Annotated in this window: 14 protein-coding genes and 1 tRNA gene; 13 read left to right on the top strand and 2 right to left on the bottom strand. The window is 64.5% G+C overall.

Annotated features, from left to right (window positions below; all coding sequences use genetic code 11):
- Window positions 1-62 precede the first annotated feature (62 nt).
- The 13 genes from AT984_RS12100 to AT984_RS12035 all read left to right on the top strand — a co-directional run bounded on the left by AT984_RS12100 (window position 63) and on the right by AT984_RS12035 (window position 15,101).
- A complete protein-coding gene (locus AT984_RS12100; RefSeq protein WP_082679986.1) occupies window positions 63-1,781 on the top strand; it encodes a glycosyltransferase family 39 protein in 1,719 nt (572 codons plus the stop codon).
- A gap of 157 nt (window positions 1,782-1,938) precedes the next feature.
- Window positions 1,939-3,033, top strand: coding sequence for an iron-sulfur cluster carrier protein ApbC (gene apbC, locus AT984_RS12095; protein WP_058720310.1), 1,095 nt, complete (start codon window positions 1,939-1,941; stop codon window positions 3,031-3,033).
- Between the two features lie 219 nt (window positions 3,034-3,252).
- Window positions 3,253-4,059, top strand: coding sequence for a formate dehydrogenase accessory sulfurtransferase FdhD (locus AT984_RS12090; protein ID WP_335338567.1), 807 nt, complete (start codon window positions 3,253-3,255; stop codon window positions 4,057-4,059).
- Between the two features lie 299 nt (window positions 4,060-4,358).
- Window positions 4,359-7,430, top strand: a complete 3,072-nt coding sequence (fdnG, locus tag AT984_RS12080) for a formate dehydrogenase-N subunit alpha (protein WP_156422005.1) — start codon at window positions 4,359-4,361, stop codon at window positions 7,428-7,430.
- A gap of 2 nt (window positions 7,431-7,432) precedes the next feature.
- A complete protein-coding gene (fdxH, locus tag AT984_RS12075; protein WP_058720307.1) occupies window positions 7,433-8,341 on the top strand; it encodes a formate dehydrogenase subunit beta in 909 nt (302 codons plus the stop codon).
- Window positions 8,338-8,964, top strand: coding sequence for a formate dehydrogenase subunit gamma (locus AT984_RS12070; RefSeq protein ID WP_058720306.1), 627 nt, complete (start codon window positions 8,338-8,340; stop codon window positions 8,962-8,964). Before fdxH ends, AT984_RS12070 begins: the two co-directional genes overlap by 4 nt.
- 76 nt (window positions 8,965-9,040) lie before the next feature.
- The gene (gene fdhE / locus AT984_RS12065; RefSeq protein WP_058720305.1) at window positions 9,041-10,078 is read left to right on the top strand and encodes a formate dehydrogenase accessory protein FdhE; all 1,038 of its coding nucleotides are present in this window, start codon (window positions 9,041-9,043) and stop codon (window positions 10,076-10,078) included.
- Window positions 10,078-11,529 (top strand): L-seryl-tRNA(Sec) selenium transferase, encoded by a 1,452-nt coding sequence (gene selA, locus AT984_RS12060; RefSeq protein WP_058720304.1) that lies wholly within the window; start codon window positions 10,078-10,080, stop codon window positions 11,527-11,529. The genes fdhE and selA overlap by 1 nt, the downstream gene beginning before the upstream one ends.
- Window positions 11,526-13,472, top strand: a complete 1,947-nt coding sequence (gene selB, locus AT984_RS12055; protein WP_058720303.1) for a selenocysteine-specific translation elongation factor — start codon at window positions 11,526-11,528, stop codon at window positions 13,470-13,472. The genes selA and selB overlap by 4 nt, the downstream gene beginning before the upstream one ends.
- A gap of 31 nt (window positions 13,473-13,503) precedes the next feature.
- A tRNA-Sec gene (locus AT984_RS12050) sits at window positions 13,504-13,599 on the top strand.
- Window positions 13,600-13,683: 84 nt separating this feature from the next.
- Window positions 13,684-14,148 carry a glycine cleavage system protein H gene (locus AT984_RS12045; protein WP_058720302.1) on the top strand — a complete coding sequence of 155 codons (465 nt, stop codon included), beginning with the start codon at window positions 13,684-13,686 and terminating at the stop codon, window positions 14,146-14,148.
- Entirely contained in the window at window positions 14,145-14,519 is a 375-nt protein-coding gene (locus tag AT984_RS12040) for a DsrE family protein (RefSeq protein ID WP_231741410.1), read from the top strand. The genes AT984_RS12045 and AT984_RS12040 overlap by 4 nt, the downstream gene beginning before the upstream one ends.
- Window positions 14,520-14,522: 3 nt before the next feature.
- Complete coding sequence (locus tag AT984_RS12035; RefSeq protein WP_058720300.1) at window positions 14,523-15,101, top strand: nitroreductase family protein; 579 nt, start codon at window positions 14,523-14,525, stop codon at window positions 15,099-15,101.
- Between the two features lie 23 nt (window positions 15,102-15,124).
- Here the strand turns inward: AT984_RS12035 and AT984_RS12030 are convergent, their stop codons facing one another.
- A complete protein-coding gene (locus tag AT984_RS12030; protein ID WP_335338566.1) occupies window positions 15,125-16,168 on the bottom strand; it encodes a 2-dehydropantoate 2-reductase in 1,044 nt (347 codons plus the stop codon).
- Entirely contained in the window at window positions 16,165-16,710 is a 546-nt protein-coding gene (locus AT984_RS12025) for an Mpo1 family 2-hydroxy fatty acid dioxygenase (protein ID WP_058720299.1), read from the bottom strand. Before AT984_RS12025 ends, AT984_RS12030 begins: the two co-directional genes overlap by 4 nt.
- Window positions 16,711-16,777: the final 67 nt, after the last annotated feature.

The following is a 16,777-nucleotide window of genomic DNA, read 5'->3' as shown; positions in this document are numbered from 1 at the left end:
GCGTTTCGTTTGTATGCCATCGGCGCAGATGCGGAAGCTGCTCTGCCCGCAGAGGGATCTCCATGACATGGAATGATGGGCTGGCGACAGCACGGCCAAATGTGCCAACGGGGCCAACGGTGCCCCAGGGCGTGCCCCTGTGGCCCGCCGGTGGACAAAATCCGCCGCAGCAAGGTTTGAAGCTTGGGGCATGGCGCCTGGATTGCGCCAATGCCAGCCATATGGCGGGCTTGACCTATGCATTTCTGGTCTTCCACCTGCTGTTGTGGACCGTGCTGGCCACGCTGAGTCATCGCGCGCCGCCTTGGGACAATATCGAGCAGTTGGTTTGGCAGCAGTCGTTGGAATGGGGCTATTACAAGCACCCACCGTTCCCGACTTGGTGGGTGCATGGGTGGACCGAGTTGTTGGGCCGCAAGATGTGGGTCACCTTCTTCTCGGCCCAGTTGAGCGTGGTCTTGATGCAGCTCTTCATCTGGCGCATTGCGCTGATGGTGACAACGCCGGCGCGCGCTTTTGCCTCGGTGGTGCTCAGCAGCCTGGCGATTTATCACGGCGTGCACGGCATCATGGCCAACCACAACACTCTGCAGCTGATGCCTGTGGGCCTGCTGCTGTGGCTGACCTTGCGAGCCGTGCGCGGCGAAGGGTCGGCGGGGCAGGTGTGGCGCTGGGCGCTGGTGGGCGCAGCTGCGGCGTTATGTCTGCTGTCGAAGTACAGCGCGCTGATCTGGTTGGCGGTGATCGGCCTGTGGCTGTTGCAGGATGCACGCATGCGCAGCTGGCGCGCTTGGGGCGGGGTGGCGCTGGCGCTGCTGGTCTGCGTCCTGCTGGTGTCGCCGCATATCAGTTGGTTGACGCAGGAGGGCTCGCCCGGCCTGAACTATGCCGGCCGCGCCATACAGGGCCAGAACGACCCCGATCAAATCGATCACTGGGGGCGTTTGGCCAAGTTCTGGGTGATCCAGTTTGGCCGCGTGCTGCCGATTTTTCTGGGCCTGGGCTTGATGCTGGCCTTGCTGCGCCGCGCCAATAAAAAAGTGGGCCAGGCAGTGGATGAGGCCGCTCACCCGGTGCTTGATCCGGCCGGCGAAAGGCTGTCGGCCAGCTCCGAGTGGCGCTTTGTGCTGTTCATGGGCCTGGGCCCGATGCTCTTGACCACGGTGCTGGGCGTGCTGGGTGTGCGCCTGGGTTCGGCCTGGGCCGCGACCTACTTCGTGATGGCCGGCATTTTGGCCTTGGCCTGCCTGCCACTCAAGCCGCCTTCGGCAAGCCCGCAGTTTGTGCGCAGCGTGTTGTGGGCCGGCATCGTGCTGGAGGTTTTGCTGGCCCTAGGCATGGCGCTGGGCAGCGGCTGGCTGGCGGATTTGACCGGCCGCGGCGCGCGTTCCAACTTTCCTGCCGCCAAGCTAGCGCGTCAGCTGGATCGTGTTTGGGAGGCTCAAGCCACGACGCCGCTGCGCGTGGTGGTGGGTGAGACCTGGCTGGCCGGCAATGTGTCGGTGCGTTCCAAATACCAACCCTTGGTGTTCATCGAGGCGGATACGCAAAAGTCGCCCTGGATCAAGCCCCATATGTTGGAAGACTGCGGCGCCCTGATCGTGGTGGATGGGCGTGATCTGGCCGAGCCCATGCCTGCAGCCATGCGGGAGTTGCTGGACCGTGCCGAAGCAAGCGGCCGCGTCAAGCTGCACTGGACCCGTTTGGCTGACCGCGGCCCGCAGTTGGATGTGATGTGGGCCGTGTTGCCCGCCCAGCGCCCTGAGGCCTGCCCACGCTGAACCGTGCATGCATGCATGCAGTGCTTGGTGCGCGCGCTGCAGCGATAGGCCTTGGGCCCGCAGGGGCATGACGGGTCTGGGCTAGACTTCGCGCCATTCGCCCCTCAGCGGAGCCCGGGCTCTGCCGAAGGCACCAACAAATTCCCTTCTCGCGCCCATGCCTAACATTCAAGAAGCCGCCTTGCTGCAGGCCCTGCAGACCGTCGTCGACCCCAATACCGCGCAAGACTTTGTCAGCACCAAGCAGCTCAAGAACCTGAGCATCGCTGCGGGCGATGTGTCTTTTGAAGTCGAGTTGGGCTATCCGGCGGCCAGCCAGATCGCTGAGCTGCGCCGCCAGTTGGTGGCCGCTGCGCGCCAGGTCGAGGGCGTGGCCAATGTCAGCGTGCATCTGCACAGCAAGATCACCGCTCACGCGGTGCAGCGCGGCGTGCAACTGCTGCCCGGCGTGAAGAACATCATCGCCGTGGCCTCGGGCAAGGGCGGTGTGGGCAAGAGCACCACGGCGGCCAATCTGGCGCTGGCGCTGGCCGCCGAGGGCGCGCGCGTGGGCATTCTGGATGCCGACATTTACGGCCCCAGCCTGCCGCTGATGCTGGGTGTTGACGGCAAGCCGGAGAGCCAAGACGGCCAGACCATGGAGCCGCTGATGGCGCATGGCCTGCAGGTCATGTCCATCGGTTTCCTGGTCGAGCAAGACCAGGCCATGATCTGGCGCGGCCCCATGGCTACCCAGGCGCTGGAGCAACTCTTGCGCCAGACGCGCTGGCAGGATCTGGACTATCTGGTCGTTGATATGCCGCCGGGCACCGGCGATATCCAGCTGACCTTGTCGCAGCGCGTGCCTGTCACCGGCGCCGTCATCGTGACCACCCCGCAAGACATCGCCCTGATCGATGCCAAGAAGGGTCTGAAGATGTTTGAGAAGGTGGGCGTGCCCATCCTCGGCATTGTGGAAAACATGGCGGTGCATGTCTGCAGCAACTGCGGTCATGCCGAACACATCTTCGGCGCCGATGGCGGCCGCAAGATGGCTGAGCAGTACAAGCTCGACTATCTGGGCGGCTTGCCGCTGGCCATGTCTATCCGCGCCCAGGCCGATGCCGGCACGCCGACCGTGGTGGCCGAGCCGCAAAGCGAAATCGCCGGCCTGTACAAGGCGCTGGCACGCAAGGTGGCGGTCAAGATCGCCGGCCAGGCCAAGGACTATTCGGCCAAGTTCCCGACCATCTCCATCTCCAAGAACAGCTGATCGCTAGATTGACCGCGGCCCGCCCGCTCTGGGCGGCGCGGTCAAGCAACGATTGTGCGAATGACGGAGTGCTCGCTGGCCTAGCTTGAGTCGGTCTTGCTTGCCCGTTTGTCCTTCCTTGGCGGCCACAATAGCGCCATGGTCAGCCCACATTGCACGCACAGCGCCGCGCCCCCGATTGAGTCTTCTCTGCCCCGGCTCAGCCACGCATGCGCCGCGATGACGCATGAGATCACGGTGCTGGATGAGTCAGGCATGCAGCGCCGCCTGCACATCCCGGCCGAGCGGCCGCTGACCCTGTTTGTGGACAAACAGGAGCTGCTGACCCTGATGACCTTGGGTGAGGCGCCCGAGCTTTTGGTGCTGGGCTATTTGCGCAACCAGGGCTTGATCGAATCGCCCGCCGAGGTTCTGTCCATCACGGTGGATTGGGAGGTCGGCGCGGCCGCCGTCTACACCCGTGCGGGTGCTGCGCAGTGGCAGGCCAAGAGCGCCGCCCACCTGGCCACGCGCACGGTCACCACGGGTTGCGGCCAAGGCACTGTGTTTGGCGATATGCAAGCCGGCCTGGCGAATTTGGTCTTGCCGGATGTGCGCCAGGCGCGCTTATCGCAAACCGATTTGTACGCGCTGCTGGCCGAGATGCGGGCGCTGGACAGCGTCTACAAAAAAGCCGGCTCGGTGCATGGCTGTGGCCTGTTCGAGCAGGGGCAATTGCTGCACGCCGTAGAGGATGTGGGTCGGCACAACGCCATCGACACCCTGGCCGGCTGGCTGTGGATGAATCGCAGCGAGCCACTGCGCGCGCCGGTGCTCTACACCACCGGCCGGCTGACCAGCGAGATGGTCATCAAGGCCGCCAGCATGGGCGTACCCATCGTGGTTTCGCGCAATGGCATCACCCAGATGGGCCATGCCCTCGCCAGCCAGTTGGGGCTGTGTCTGATTGGCCGCGCCAAGGGCCGGCACTTTATCGTTTACAGCGGCTTTGATCGTTTTGTGCCTGACGCTGAAATGGTCACGTAAGTTTGCGCGCGGATGATCCGCCGCTCTTTGCTAGGCTACCCATTGGCATCCCATTGATGGCTTCAAATTGGCCGCCTTTGCTTGAGTGCCGCAATCGACCTGGGGCTTGATGCTATGGACAAGGCAGGGCACTTGTGCGCGAATGCAGCAGGCCTGTCGCATGTTTGTCACGATGGCCTTTGGCGCAGGCGCATAATTTTTAAAGGTCTTTTTTAGAGAATTTGGGAGTGCGAGCTTGCATGGCCAGCATAGGCATCGGGCTCGTGAAACTTGGGTGTCAGCCCGTAGGAGACGCGAACATGGATATGAACCGGAGGCATTTCTTCCGGGTGAGCGGGGCGGGGCTACTTGGCTCCAGCTTGGTGGCGCTGGGTTTTTCGCCCACGGCGGCTTTGGCCGAGGCGCGCAACTTCAAGCTCAGCCGCGCCACCGAAACCCGTAGCACCTGTCCGTATTGCTCGGTGGGTTGCGGCATCCTGATGTACAGCTTGGGCGACAAGTCCAAGAACGTCGTCAGCGACATCATGCACATCGAAGGCGACCCGGATCACCCGGTCAATCGCGGCACGCTCTGCCCCAAGGGTGCAGGCTTGCTGGACTTCGTGCACAGCAAGAACCGCCTCAAGTGGCCCGAGATCCGCGAGCCCGGTTCCAAAGAATGGAAACGCGTCAGCTGGGATGAGGCGATGGATCGCCTGGTGCCCATGATGAAGGCTGACCGCGACGCCAACTTCGTGGCGCAAAACGCGGCCGGTCAGACCGTCAACCGCTGGCTCACCACGGGCATGTTGTGTGCCTCGGCCTCCTCGAATGAGTCGGGCTATATCACCCACAAGGCGATGCGTTCGCTGGGGATGTTGGTATTCGATAACCAAGCGCGCGTTTGACACGCTCCGACGGTGGCCAGTCTGGCCCCGACGTTTGGGCGCGGTGCGATGACCAACCATTGGGTGGACATCAAGAACGCTGATTTGGTGCTGATCATGGGCGGCAATGCCGCCGAGGCTCACCCCTGCGGTTTCAAGTGGGTGATCGAAGCCAAGCACAAGAACAAGGCCAAGCTCTTGGTGGTGGATCCGCGCTTCACGCGCTCCGCTGCAATGAGCGACTATTACGCGCCGATTCGCGCGGGCTCCGACATCGCCTTCCTGGGCGGCGTCATCAACTATCTCTTGTCTAACAACAAGATTCAGCAGGAGTACGTCCGCAAGTACACCAATGCCAGCTTCATCGTCGGCGAGGCCTTCGGCTTCGAGGATGGGCTGTTCTCTGGCTACGACCCGGTCAAGCGCAAGTACGACAACGCCAGCTGGGCCTACGAAATGGGCGCCGACGGTTTTGCCAAGGTCGATGAGACCCTGGAGCATCCGCGCTGCGTGCTCAATGTGATGAAGCGGCATTACGCCCGCTACACGCCCGAGCTGGTCAGCAGCATCACCGGCACGCCGCAGGACAAGTTCCTCAAGTGCTGCGAGATGATTGCCGAGACGGCCAAGCCGAACAAGGTGATGACCATCATGTACGCCCTGGGCTGGACACAGCACAGCCAGGGCACGCAGATGATCCGCAACGGCGCCATCATGCAGCTCTTGCTGGGCAATATGGGCTTGTCCGGTGGCGGCATGAATGCCTTGCGCGGCCACTCCAATATCCAGGGTTTGACCGATCTGGGTCTGCTCTCGACCTCGCTGACCGGCTATATGAGCCTGCCGCGCGAGAGCGAGCAAGACCTGGAGACTTACTACAAGCCGCGCGCCACCAAGCCGCTGCGCCCCGGGCAAATGAGCTTCTGGCAGAACTACCCCAAGTTCTTCGTCAGCATGCAAAAAGCCTGGTGGGGCAAGGCTGCCACGGCCGAGAACCAATGGGCCTATCACTACCTGCCCAAATGGGACAAGGCCTACGACGTGCTGCAGGCCTTCGAGATGATGGGGCAGGGCAAGCTCAACGGCTATATCTGCCAGGGCTTCAACCCGGTGGGTAGTTTCCCCAACAAGAAGAAGATCATTGCCGGCTTGTCCAAGCTGAAGTACTTGGTCATCATCGACCCGCTGGTGACGGAGACCGCCGAGTTCTGGAAGAACTACGGCGAGCACAACGACGTCAAGAGCGAAGAGATCCAGACCACGGTGTTCCGCTTCCCCAGCACTTGTTTTGCCGAGGAAGATGGCTCGATCACCAACTCCGGCCGCTGGTTGCAGTGGCACTGGAAGGGCGCCGAGCCTCCGGGCGAAGCCAAGGGCGACCCGGAGATCATTGCCGAGCTGTTCACGCGCCTGAAGGCGGCCTACCAGAAGGACGGTGGAGCCTTCCCGGACCCCATCCTCAATCTGAGCTGGCCTTACCTGATCCCCAACAGCCCCAGCCCCGAGGAATTGGCCAAGGAGGCCAATGGCAAGGCGCTGGCCGACGTCACCGATCCCAAAGATCCGACCAAGGTCCTGGCCAAGGCGGGAGAATTGCTGTCGGGCTTTGGTTTGCTGCGTGATGACGGCTCTACGTCGAGCGGCTGCTGGATCTACGCCGGCAGCTGGACGCAGGCCGGCAACCAGATGGCGCGGCGCGATAACGCCGACCCGTATGGCATCGGCCAAACGCTCAACTGGGCCTGGGCCTGGCCGGCGAACCGCCGCGTGCTCTACAACGCCGCTTCTTGCGATTCCACTGGCAAGCCTTGGAACCCCAAGCGTAAGCTGGTGGCCTGGAACGGTGAACGCTGGGCTGGCTCCGACGTGCCCGACATTCGCCCCGACGCCAACCCGAATGATGCGGATGCCGTGCGCCCCTTCATCATGACGGCCGAAGGTGTAGCGCGTTTGTTCGCACCCACAGGTTTGGTGGATGGACCCTTGCCCGAGCATTACGAGCCCTTTGAGTCGCCGCTGCCTAACAACCCCATGCACCCCAAGAATGACAAGGCGCGCGCCAACCCGGCCGCCCGTGTCTTCAAGGGCGATATGGAGGCCTTTGGCAACCCCAAGGACTTCCCGTATGTGGCAACCAGCTACCGCCTGACCGAGCACTTCCATTACTGGACCAAGAACTGCGAAAGCAACGCCATCATCCAGCCCCAGCAATTCGTTGAGATCAGCGAAGAACTGGCCAAGGAGAAGGGCATTGCCAACGGCGGCTGGGTCAAGGTCAGCAGCAACCGCGGCTTCATCAAGGCCGTGGCGGTGGTGACCAAGCGCATCCCGGTGTTGGACGTCGCAGGGCAGAAGGTGCATACCGTCGGCTTGCCCAATCACTGGGGCTTTGTCGGGGTGGCTAAACCCGGTTATCTGGTCAACACGTTGACGCCTTTCGTGGGCGACGCGAATACCCAGACGCCCGAGTTCAAGAGCTTCACCGTCAACATCGAGAAAGCCTGACCATGTCTTCACTTCAATCTTTAGACATCGCCAAGCGCTCGGCCACCACCACGCCCAGCCCGCAGGCGCGCCACAAGACCATTGAGGTCGCCAAGCTGATCGACGTGTCCTCCTGCATCGGCTGCAAAGCCTGTCAGGTGGCCTGCATGCAGTGGAACGAGTTGCGTGACGAGGTGGGTGAGAACCACGGCACCTACGACAACCCGCGCGATCTGACGGCCCAGTCCTGGACGGTGATGCGTTACTCCGAGGTGCAAGTCGAGGAGAACAAGCTGGAGTGGCTGATCCGCAAGGACGGCTGCATGCACTGCGAGGATCCGGGCTGCCTGAAAAGCTGCCCGGCCCCCGGCGCCATCATCAAGTACGCCAACGGCATCGTTGACTTCATCTCCGAGCACTGCGTCGGTTGCGGCAACTGCGTCACCGGCTGCCCCTTCGATGTGCCGCGCATTTCCAAGGCCGATAACAAGGCCTACAAATGCTCGCTGTGCTCCGACCGGGTGGGCGTGGGCCTGGAGCCGGCTTGCGTCAAAGCCTGCCCCACCGGCGCCATCCACTTCGGTGCCAAGGAAGACATGCTGGACTACGGTGCCGAGCGCGTGGCCGACCTGAATGAGCGCGGCTTCAAGGAGGCTGCGGTCTACAACCCGGCCGGCGTGGGTGGCACCCATGTGATGTATGTGCTGCAGCACGGTGACAAGCCGGAGTTGTATGCCGGCCTGCCCGCCGATCCCAAGATCAGCCCGCTGGTCTCGCTGTGGAAGGGCTTGGCCAAGCCGCTGGCGGTGGCGGCCATGGCCGGCGCCGTGGTGGCAGGCTTCTTCCATTACATGAAGGTGGGCCCCATCGAAGCCAAGGAAGACGGCGACGAGGGTGAAACCAAGACCGGCAAGGAAAGGAGCGGGACATGAGCACGACCAAAGTCTTGCAGCGTTACTCGGACCGCGACCGCATGAACCACTGGGCGATTGCCTTGCTGTTCATTTTGGCGGCGGTGTCTGGCCTGGCCTTCTTCCACCCCAGCTTGTTCTTCCTGAGCAATTTGGTGGGCGGCGGCGTGTGGGCGCGCATCTTGCACCCCTTCCTCGGGGTGGCGATGTTTGCGGCTTTCCTGGGCCTGTTCATCAAGCTCTGGCGTGAGAACGTCTTGAACGAAGCCGACCGCGAATGGCAGCGCCACAGCGCTGACATGCTGCGTGGCGACAAGAGCAAGATGCCGCCGGTCGGCAAGTACAACGCCGGTCAGAAGGGCGTGTTCTGGTTGATGTCCCTGTGCCTGGCCGTGCTGCTGTTGACGGGTGTGATGTTCTGGCAACCTTGGTTCGCCGACTTCTTCCCCATCACCTTGCGCCGCATTGCCGTGCTCTTGCACTCGGCCTCGGCCGTGGGCTTGATTCTGGGCACCATCATGCATGTCTATGCCGCCATCTGGGTCAAGGGCACCATTCGCGCGATGACGCGTGGCACGGTCACCGAAGCCTGGGCCAAGCAGCACCATGCTTTGTGGCACAAGGAAATGACCGAGCGCAAGTAGTCAGTCCAGACTCCTCGGCGTGTTAAAAAAGGGGCGGGCTGCGGCGCCGCCCCTTTTGTGTTTTGACGGAAAACCTATGACAGTCTCCAGCACCGCCAAACTGATGTCGCCCGAAGAAATCGCGGTGCGCGCGGGTGAACAGATTCCCTTTTTGCTCTACCCCGAGCCTGGCGTATTTGCTGCGCGCGCCTTGCGCTTGCGCCAGCTGGCCCAAGGCCATGCCATGGCCGACTTCCTGCACTTCGCGGCTGAGCTGGCACAAGCCCAGCACGAGCAGCTGAGCCGCTCGCAGCCGGCCCTGACCCTGCCCAGCCAAGCGCAGATCGAGCAAGCCGCACAAGCCGGCCAGGCTTTGTTGGCGCCCGCGCGCTGGCCTCTGGACCCGGTCTGGCGTGAGGGCTTGCGCGCGCTGATGCACACGCTAGCTGCGCGCTTGGCCGCCGGCCCCGCGCAAGCCGCCGTGCTGGGCTTGGCGCAGGCCAGTGATAGCCACCTGGATCTGCAGGCGCAGCGCTTGCTGGCCGGCGTGATGCTGGGCCTGGATCTGGCTACCGCGCCGCTGATCGCGGCCGGCTTGCAGCTTTACTGGACTCAAGTGCTGAGCCAGTTGCAAGCCCGCTACGAGCGCGACAAGGTGCCCAATCAGCTGGCGCCATTCGGTCGTATCGACGATCCGCTGGTCTGCCCCTGCTGCGCCTCTAAGCCGGTGGCCAGCATCACCCGCATCGGTGCGGATGGCGCAGGCTTTCGCTATCTGTCTTGCAGCCTGTGCGCCGCGCAATGGCATTACGTGCGGGTCAAGTGCGCGCATTGTCAAAGCACCAAGGGCATCTCGTTCCAGGGCCTGCTGGCCGAGGACGGCAGCACGCCCGAGGGTGCGGCCGCTGTGCAGGCCGAGTGCTGCAGCGAATGCGGCCACTACCTCAAGGTGGTGCACATGGAAAAAGACCAGGCGGTCGAACCCCATGCCGATGACCTGGCCACGCTGACGCTGGATCTGCTGGTGTCTGACACCGGCCTGATCCGCCACGGCCTCAATCTGATGCTTTTGTTCGGCGATCCAGAAACTGAAGGCGAAACGGGTAATGCCCCGCCCGACACGAAGGCGCACTGATGACGACGCCCGAAGCATCCATGGTTCATGGTCTGAAGGCAGCGCCCAAAGACTTGCCCTCGCTGGACCGCCTGCTGAGCAGCCCGCGCGCGGGCGAGTTGATCGGCCAGCATGGCCACCAATTCGTTGCCAAGCGCGCGCGTGCCTTGCTGGATGGGCTGCGCAGCAGCGCCCTGGCCGGCACGCTGGACTTGGCCGAACTGGCTCTGCCCAGCCTGGCTGAACGCCTGAGCGAACGCTGCGCGCAAGACCTGGCCCCGCGCATGCGCGCCGTCATCAATCTGACCGGCACGGTCTTGCACACCAATCTGGGCCGCGCACTCTTGGCGGATGAGGCCCTGGGCCATGTGATGGCCATGATGTCCGGGCCGAATAACCTCGAATTTGATCTGAGCACCGGTGGACGCGGCGACCGCGACAGCATGGTTGAAGCCCTGCTGTGCGAGATCACCGGCGCTGAAGCCGCCACCGTCGTCAACAACAACGCCGCCGCCGTGCTGCTGTCCATCGCGGCACTTGCCGGTGGGCGGGAAGTGATTGTGTCGCGCGGTGAATTGGTGGAAATCGGCGGCGCCTTCCGCATGCCGGATGTGATGGCCGCCGCCGGTGCCCGCCTGGTGGAAGTGGGCACCACCAACCGCACCCACGCGGCCGATTACGAGCGCGCCATCGGCGCCAACACAGCCATGCTGATGAAGGTGCACACCAGCAATTACGCCATCCAAGGCTTCACCTCGGCGGTGGACGAGGCGGTGCTCGCCCCCATCGCCCACGCCAAGGGCTTGCCGCTGGTGACCGACCTGGGCAGCGGCTCGCTGGTGGATCTGGCGCAATGGGGTTTGCCGCGCGAGCCTCTGCCGCAAGAAATGTTCAAGGCCGGTTGCGATGTCGTCACCTTCAGCGGCGACAAGCTGCTGGGCGGCCCGCAGGCCGGGCTGATCGTTGGCTCGAAGGCGCAAATTCAGCGCATTCGAAAATTCCCGATGAAGCGGGCGTTGCGCATGTCCAAGCTGCCACTGGCGGCGCTGGAGGCCACGCTGCGCCTTTACCTGCAACCCGAGCGGCTCGCCCGCGACCTGCCCACCTTGCGCTTGCTGACCCGGCCGGTGGCCGAAATTCAGGCCCAGGCCCAGCGCCTGCAAGCACCGTTGGCGCAGGCCCTGAGCCCGCGCTTTGTGGTCAGCCTGAGCGAGATGCAAGGGCAGATTGGTTCCGGCTCGCTGCCGGTGGATGTCTTGCCCTCGGCCGGCCTGGTGATCGCGCCGGCTGGTACCAGCAAGAAAGGCTTGGGCACGGCGCTGGATGAGTTGGCCCGCGCCCTGCGCAGCCTGCCCCTGCCGGTGCTGGGCCGGGTGCAGCAAGACCAGCTGTGGTTGGACCTGCGCTGCCTGGACCGCCAGGAGGCTGACTTCCTGGCTCAACTGCCAGCGCTGCGGGAGGCCTTGGCTTGATCATCGGCACCGCCGGTCATATCGACCACGGCAAGACCACCTTGGTGCGCGCCCTGACCGGCGTGGACACCGACCGTCTGCCCGAAGAGAAAAAGCGCGGCATCAGCATCGAACTGGGCTATGCCTTCATGCCGGGTACGCAGAGCGAGAGCATCGGCTTCATCGACGTGCCCGGCCATGAGCGCCTGGTCCACACCATGCTGGCCGGCGCCACCGGCATGGACCACGCCTTGCTGCTGGTGGCTGCCGATGACGGCGTGATGCCGCAAACGCGCGAGCATCTGGCCGTCTTGGCCCTGCTGGGTCTGAAGGCCATCACGGTGGTGATGAGCAAATGCGACCGTGCTGATGAGCAGCGTCGCCTGGCGCTGCGCGAGGAAATTGCTGCGCTTTTAAGTGGCAGTGGCGTGGAAGGCAGCGTGCTGTTTGAAGTCAGTGCCAGCACCGGCCAAGGCGTGGCCGAGTTGCGCGCGCATTTGCTGGCTTTGCGGCCCACGCGTGCGGCCTCGGCGGAACAAGGCTTTCGCCTGGCGGTGGACCGGGTCTTCTCGCTGGCCGGCGTGGGCACAGTGGCCACTGGCACGGTACACGCGGGCGAGGTCAGCGTGGGTGATGAGTTATGCCTGGTGCCGCCAGCCGCTGGCCAAGCGCCGCGCCGGGCCCGCGTGCGCAGCCTGCATGCACAGAATCAAGGGGTGCAGCAGGCGGAGGCGGGCCAGCGCTGCGCGATCGGTCTGGTGGGGGTGGATAAACAAGACGTGGCGCGCGGCCAATGCTGGGTGGCGCCCGACTTGGCGCTGAGCAGCGAACGCCTGGACGTGCGCCTGCGCCTGTGGCCCGCCGAAGCGCGAGCCTTACGTAGCGGCACACCCGTTCATGTGCATATCGGCTCGGCCACGGTGATGGCCAGCGTGGCCGTGTTGGCCTCGGCGCAAGAGGGCAGCCTAGCCGCTGGCGAACAAGGCCTGGTGCAGCTGGTGCTGCGTGAGCCTTTGGTGGCTTGGGCTGGCGACCGGGTGGTGCTGCGCGATGCAGCGGCCAGCCGCACCATTGCCGGCGGCGTGATGCTGGACCCCTTCGCCCCGGCCCGCTATCGCCGCAGCCCGCAGCGTCTGGCCGAGCTGGTTGCGCTGCAGCTTGATGGTCCCGCTGCTCGCCTGCACGCCTTATTGCCCGCCGCCGCGCTGGGCCTGGATCTGAGCCGCTGGGCCACCGCCCAAGGCTTGTCCGCCGAGGCCCGGCAAAGCCTGGATACACCCGCGGACAGCTTGCTGGCCAAGGCCGAGGATGGGCACGCCTGGCTGCTGGGCGCGGCCCCTGCTGCAGCGCTGGCCGCCACAGCCCTGCAAGTGCTGCGCGACTATCACGCCAAGAACCCGGATGAGTTGGGCCCCGACACCGCGCGCTGGCGCCGCCTGGCCGCGCCACGCCTGCCGGACGCGCTCTGGCGCGCCTTGTTGCTGCGTTTGCAAGAGGCCGGGCAGCTGCAGTTGCGTGGGGCGGTGGCGCATCTGCCTGAGCATGGCTTGCAGCTCTCGCGTGCCGATGAATTGGTGGCGCAGAAGATCGCGCCCTTGTTGAGCACGGCCGGCTTCGAAGGCGCCTGGGCGCGCGACTTGGCCAGTGCCACCCAAACGCCCGAGCCTTTGATGCGCGTCAGCCTTTCTCGCTTGGCGCAAGGCGGTGAGCTGCATCAGGTGGTGAAAGACCTGTACTATGCGGCCCCGGTGATGACACGCTTGGCGGCCATGGCGCGCCAGGTGGTGGATGCGCAAGGCGAGGTCACGGCGGCAGCGTTTCGCGATGCCACCGGCCTGGGCCGCAAGCGCGCTATTCAAATTCTGGAATACTTCGACCGCGTCGGGCTGACCCGACGCGTTGCCGATACGCACAAGCTGAGGCTGGATTCGCTCTTGTTCAGCGAGCCGGTGCCAAAGGCATGAAGAGGACCTGTGCTTTTGTGGGCAGGACAAAGGAGGGGAAACGATCCTGGTGGATCGGCCGGGCTTCAAACCCGGTGGGTGGTGCCACGCGCCGCCGGGTGGGTTCGACTCCCATTCCCCTCCGCCACGCCATCCTCGCCCCATCTTGGGATCATCCGATGTTGGTAGACATCGGCGTATTGTTGTCATCTCCTCACCGCGCCCAGACCCCATGCTGATCCAAGGCATCCTGCTCCCCGACGACTTGCTCTATCTGGTGGAGCACCAGACCTGGGCTCGCTTGCAGCCTGATGGTTCGGCCCGGCTGGGCATCACGGCCATGGGCTTGAAGGCCTCGGGTGAGATTTATATGTGCCGGCCCAAGTCGGTGGGCACCCAGTTGGAGCAGGGGCGGGCGATGGCGGTGGTGGAATTGGCCAAGTCCATCGTGTCGGTGAAAACGCCGCTATCGGGTCAGGTCTTGCGGGTCAATACCGCGCTGGAAGAATGCCCAGAACTGGTCTGGCGCGACCCCTACGGTGAAGGCTGGCTGCTGGACCTGGCGCCCAGCCGCTTGGCAGAGGAACAGGCGCTGCTGCACAGCGGTGAAGCGGCGCGCGCGCCGATGGAGAACTATGCATGGCTGAATCAGCTGAAGCCACAAACGCCACAAACACCACATACGCCCCAAGCGTGACGGGCATTGCTTTGCTGCTGTGGGCGGCCGAGCCCGAGGCGCCGCATCGTCTGGTCACGCCCTTTTTCCACGCCGCGGCCGCAGCGGCCATGGATTTGCAGGTGGAGATTTATTTCACCGCCCGCTCAGTGCTCCTGCTCAAGCCCGGCGTGGCGGCGGGTTTGCGGGCCTCGGCGCTACATGACAAGACTGTCTACCAAGCCATGCAAGAAGCGCTGGCCCATGGCGCCAAACTGTTTGCTTGTACGGATGCCCTGCATGCGCAAGGCCTGCAGCGCAGCGAGCTGATTCCCGAGTGCAGCGGCCATGGCGGCGCTGTGCAGTTCATGTCCCGCGTGGCCGATCCGGCCTGGCGCAGCCTGGTGTTCTGAGTCATGCCTACCAGCCCCAATCACGACGCTTTGCAAACCCTGTTGGGCCGCTACTCCGTCGGGCCTAAGCATTTGCTGGAACCCGGCCCCTCGAACGAAGAATTGGCGCTGATGGTGGCGGCCGCCTTGCGTGCGCCAGACCATGGCGAGTTGCTGCCTTTTCGCTTCAAGCGCGTGGCGGGCGAGGCCCGGCAGCGCATGGCTGACTTGTTTGCCGCAGCCGCTCGGGCGGCTGGCAAGGATGAGGCGGGCGCGGCCATGGATGCCGAGCGGGCGTTGCGGCCTCCTCTGACCGTGGCTGTGGTGGCCCGCATCGATCTGGGCCACCCGCAGGTGCCCGCGCATGAGCAATGGGCTTGCGTGGGCGGCGCGTTGAGCAACTTCCTCAATGCCGCGCATTGCCTGGGTTATGGCGGCAAGATGCTGTCCGGCGCCAAGGTGCGCGACCCCGGCATCACGGCGGCGTTTTGCGCGCCGGGTGAAATCTTGCTGGGCTGGATCGCGCTGGGCACGCCGGCCAAGCGTGCCAGCGGCCCTTCGCGCAAGGGTGGGGTGGAGCAGGCCTTGCAGGATTGGATTTGACGGCAGGCTTGCGGGCAGGTCAGTCAGCTCAGCCCCAGGGCTGCCAGCAATTCATCCGGGCCATAGGGGCGTCCGCGCGCTGGCCAATCGTGCATCAAGCGCAGCATTTGCTCATTCAGCGGCGCTGACACACCGGCGCTACGGGCCAGTGCCAACACTTCGCCGCACAAGGCATCGATCTCGGTGCGTCGCCCCAAGGCCAGGTCATCGGCCATGCTAGAGCGGGCCTTGGCATCGATCTTGAGCATGCGCGCGGCCACCAGCTTGAACAGCGGGGTGGGCAGGCGCAGCACGCTGAGCAGGCGGCGCGGTGGCAGCGGTGTCATCGCCCGCACGGGCTGGCCGGCGGCGGCCAGCACATCCAGCGCTTCGGCCTGCAGCGCAGCCAGGCAGCGGCGGTAGCCGCGTTGCTGCAGTTGCTCGCGCAGCGGCAGGCCGGACAAAGCATTGACGGGATTGTTGAGGTTGAGCAGCAGCTTGCCCCATTGCACCGCCCGCATCGCCTCGGCGGAGGCTATCAGCTGCAGCTCGATGCCGCTGTGCGCGAAGGCGCTCTGCAAAGTGCGCAGCGCGGCATCCGCTGCGGCATGGCCTTGCACCATCAGCGCGCCGCTGCTGCCGCGGTGGAAATGACCCGGCGCCAACTCGGCCACATTGAAGGGCACCATGCCGGCGCGGACCTGCAACTCCGGCGCTGCGGCCTGGGCCGCGCTGGCATTGCTGATGCCGTTTTGCATGGACAGCAGCAGGCTGCCTGCTGGCAGGGCAGCCTGCAACTCGCGGGCCGCCTCGGCAGTGGCTGCGCTTTTGACGCACAGCAGGCTGACGGCAGGCTGCAGGCCGGCGGGAACGCGCTCATGGAGTTGCAGCTTGGTGGCAGGGGTGGTGTGCTGGCGGCCAGTCAGATCGCTGCAGACCAGGCCATGACGACGCAGGCTCTCCAGCACCCGTGGGCGGCCGACGAAATGCACCTCCAGACCGGCCGCGGGAGCCAAGCCGCCCAGATAGCAGCCGATGCTGCCGGCGCCCATCACCAGCACTTGCATCGGCGCGGGCTTGATCGTCAAGCCAGCGGGCGGGTCAGGTCACGGAAATGGGTGGGGCCAACGCGGCGTTCAATCTCGGCCAGCATCTCGCGGCCCCAGCCCAGCGCGAACATGGCTTCGGCCACGACGAACATCGGCCCGACGGCCAGGCCGATCAAGTCGTCCACGAAGGCAGGCTTTTTGCCCTCGTAGTAATGGCCCAGGAACTGGATCAGCCAGCCCAGCACAAAGCTGCCCACGCCCCAGGCCAGCCAGCTGCTGGTGCTTTCGGCCGCCAAGGGCTCGGCCAGCACGCACAAGAGGCCGTTGACCGCACTAACGGCCAGACCCAGCGCCACATTGCCGCGGGTCAGATACCAGACGGTGCTGATCAGCCAGATCACCGAAATCGGCGTCAGACTCAGGCCCATGACATCCACGGCGGGACGCGACAGCAGCACGGCGATGGCGAACACGATCAGCGGGATGCCCACGAAATGGGTGGCGATATTGCGGCGGTCGCGGTGGTAGGCGGCGTACTGCGCCATCAGGTCCAGCGCGGAGCGAAAAGTGGAAGGGGTCATGGCAATGTCCCGATAAATGTCAATACTGCATGCTAGTCCAAGCCACTGACTTTGCACTGTCAGAATC

The sequence above is a fragment of the Paucibacter sp. KCTC 42545 genome (assembly GCF_001477625.1).
Taxonomy (GTDB): Bacteria; Pseudomonadota; Gammaproteobacteria; order Burkholderiales; family Burkholderiaceae_C; genus Paucibacter_A.
This window is presented reverse-complemented; position numbering and strand designations above follow the sequence as displayed.

Excerpts from the sequence above, each read along its gene's own strand:
- AT984_RS12100 (WP_082679986.1), top strand. The coding sequence starts at position 63 with ATGACATGGAATGATGGGCTGGCGACAGCACGGCCAAATGTGCCAACG.
- apbC (WP_058720310.1), top strand. The coding sequence starts at position 1,939 with ATGCCTAACATTCAAGAAGCCGCCTTGCTGCAGGCCCTGCAGACCGTC.
- AT984_RS12090 (WP_335338567.1), top strand. The coding sequence starts at position 3,253 with ATGACGCATGAGATCACGGTGCTGGATGAGTCAGGCATGCAGCGCCGC.
- fdxH (WP_058720307.1), top strand. The coding sequence starts at position 7,433 with ATGTCTTCACTTCAATCTTTAGACATCGCCAAGCGCTCGGCCACCACC.
- AT984_RS12070 (WP_058720306.1), top strand. The coding sequence starts at position 8,338 with ATGAGCACGACCAAAGTCTTGCAGCGTTACTCGGACCGCGACCGCATG.
- fdhE (WP_058720305.1), top strand. The coding sequence starts at position 9,041 with ATGACAGTCTCCAGCACCGCCAAACTGATGTCGCCCGAAGAAATCGCG.
- selA (WP_058720304.1), top strand. The coding sequence starts at position 10,078 with ATGACGACGCCCGAAGCATCCATGGTTCATGGTCTGAAGGCAGCGCCC.
- AT984_RS12045 (WP_058720302.1), top strand. The coding sequence starts at position 13,684 with ATGCTGATCCAAGGCATCCTGCTCCCCGACGACTTGCTCTATCTGGTG.
- AT984_RS12035 (WP_058720300.1), top strand. The coding sequence starts at position 14,523 with ATGCCTACCAGCCCCAATCACGACGCTTTGCAAACCCTGTTGGGCCGC.
- AT984_RS12025 (WP_058720299.1), bottom strand. The coding sequence starts at position 16,710 with ATGACCCCTTCCACTTTTCGCTCCGCGCTGGACCTGATGGCGCAGTAC.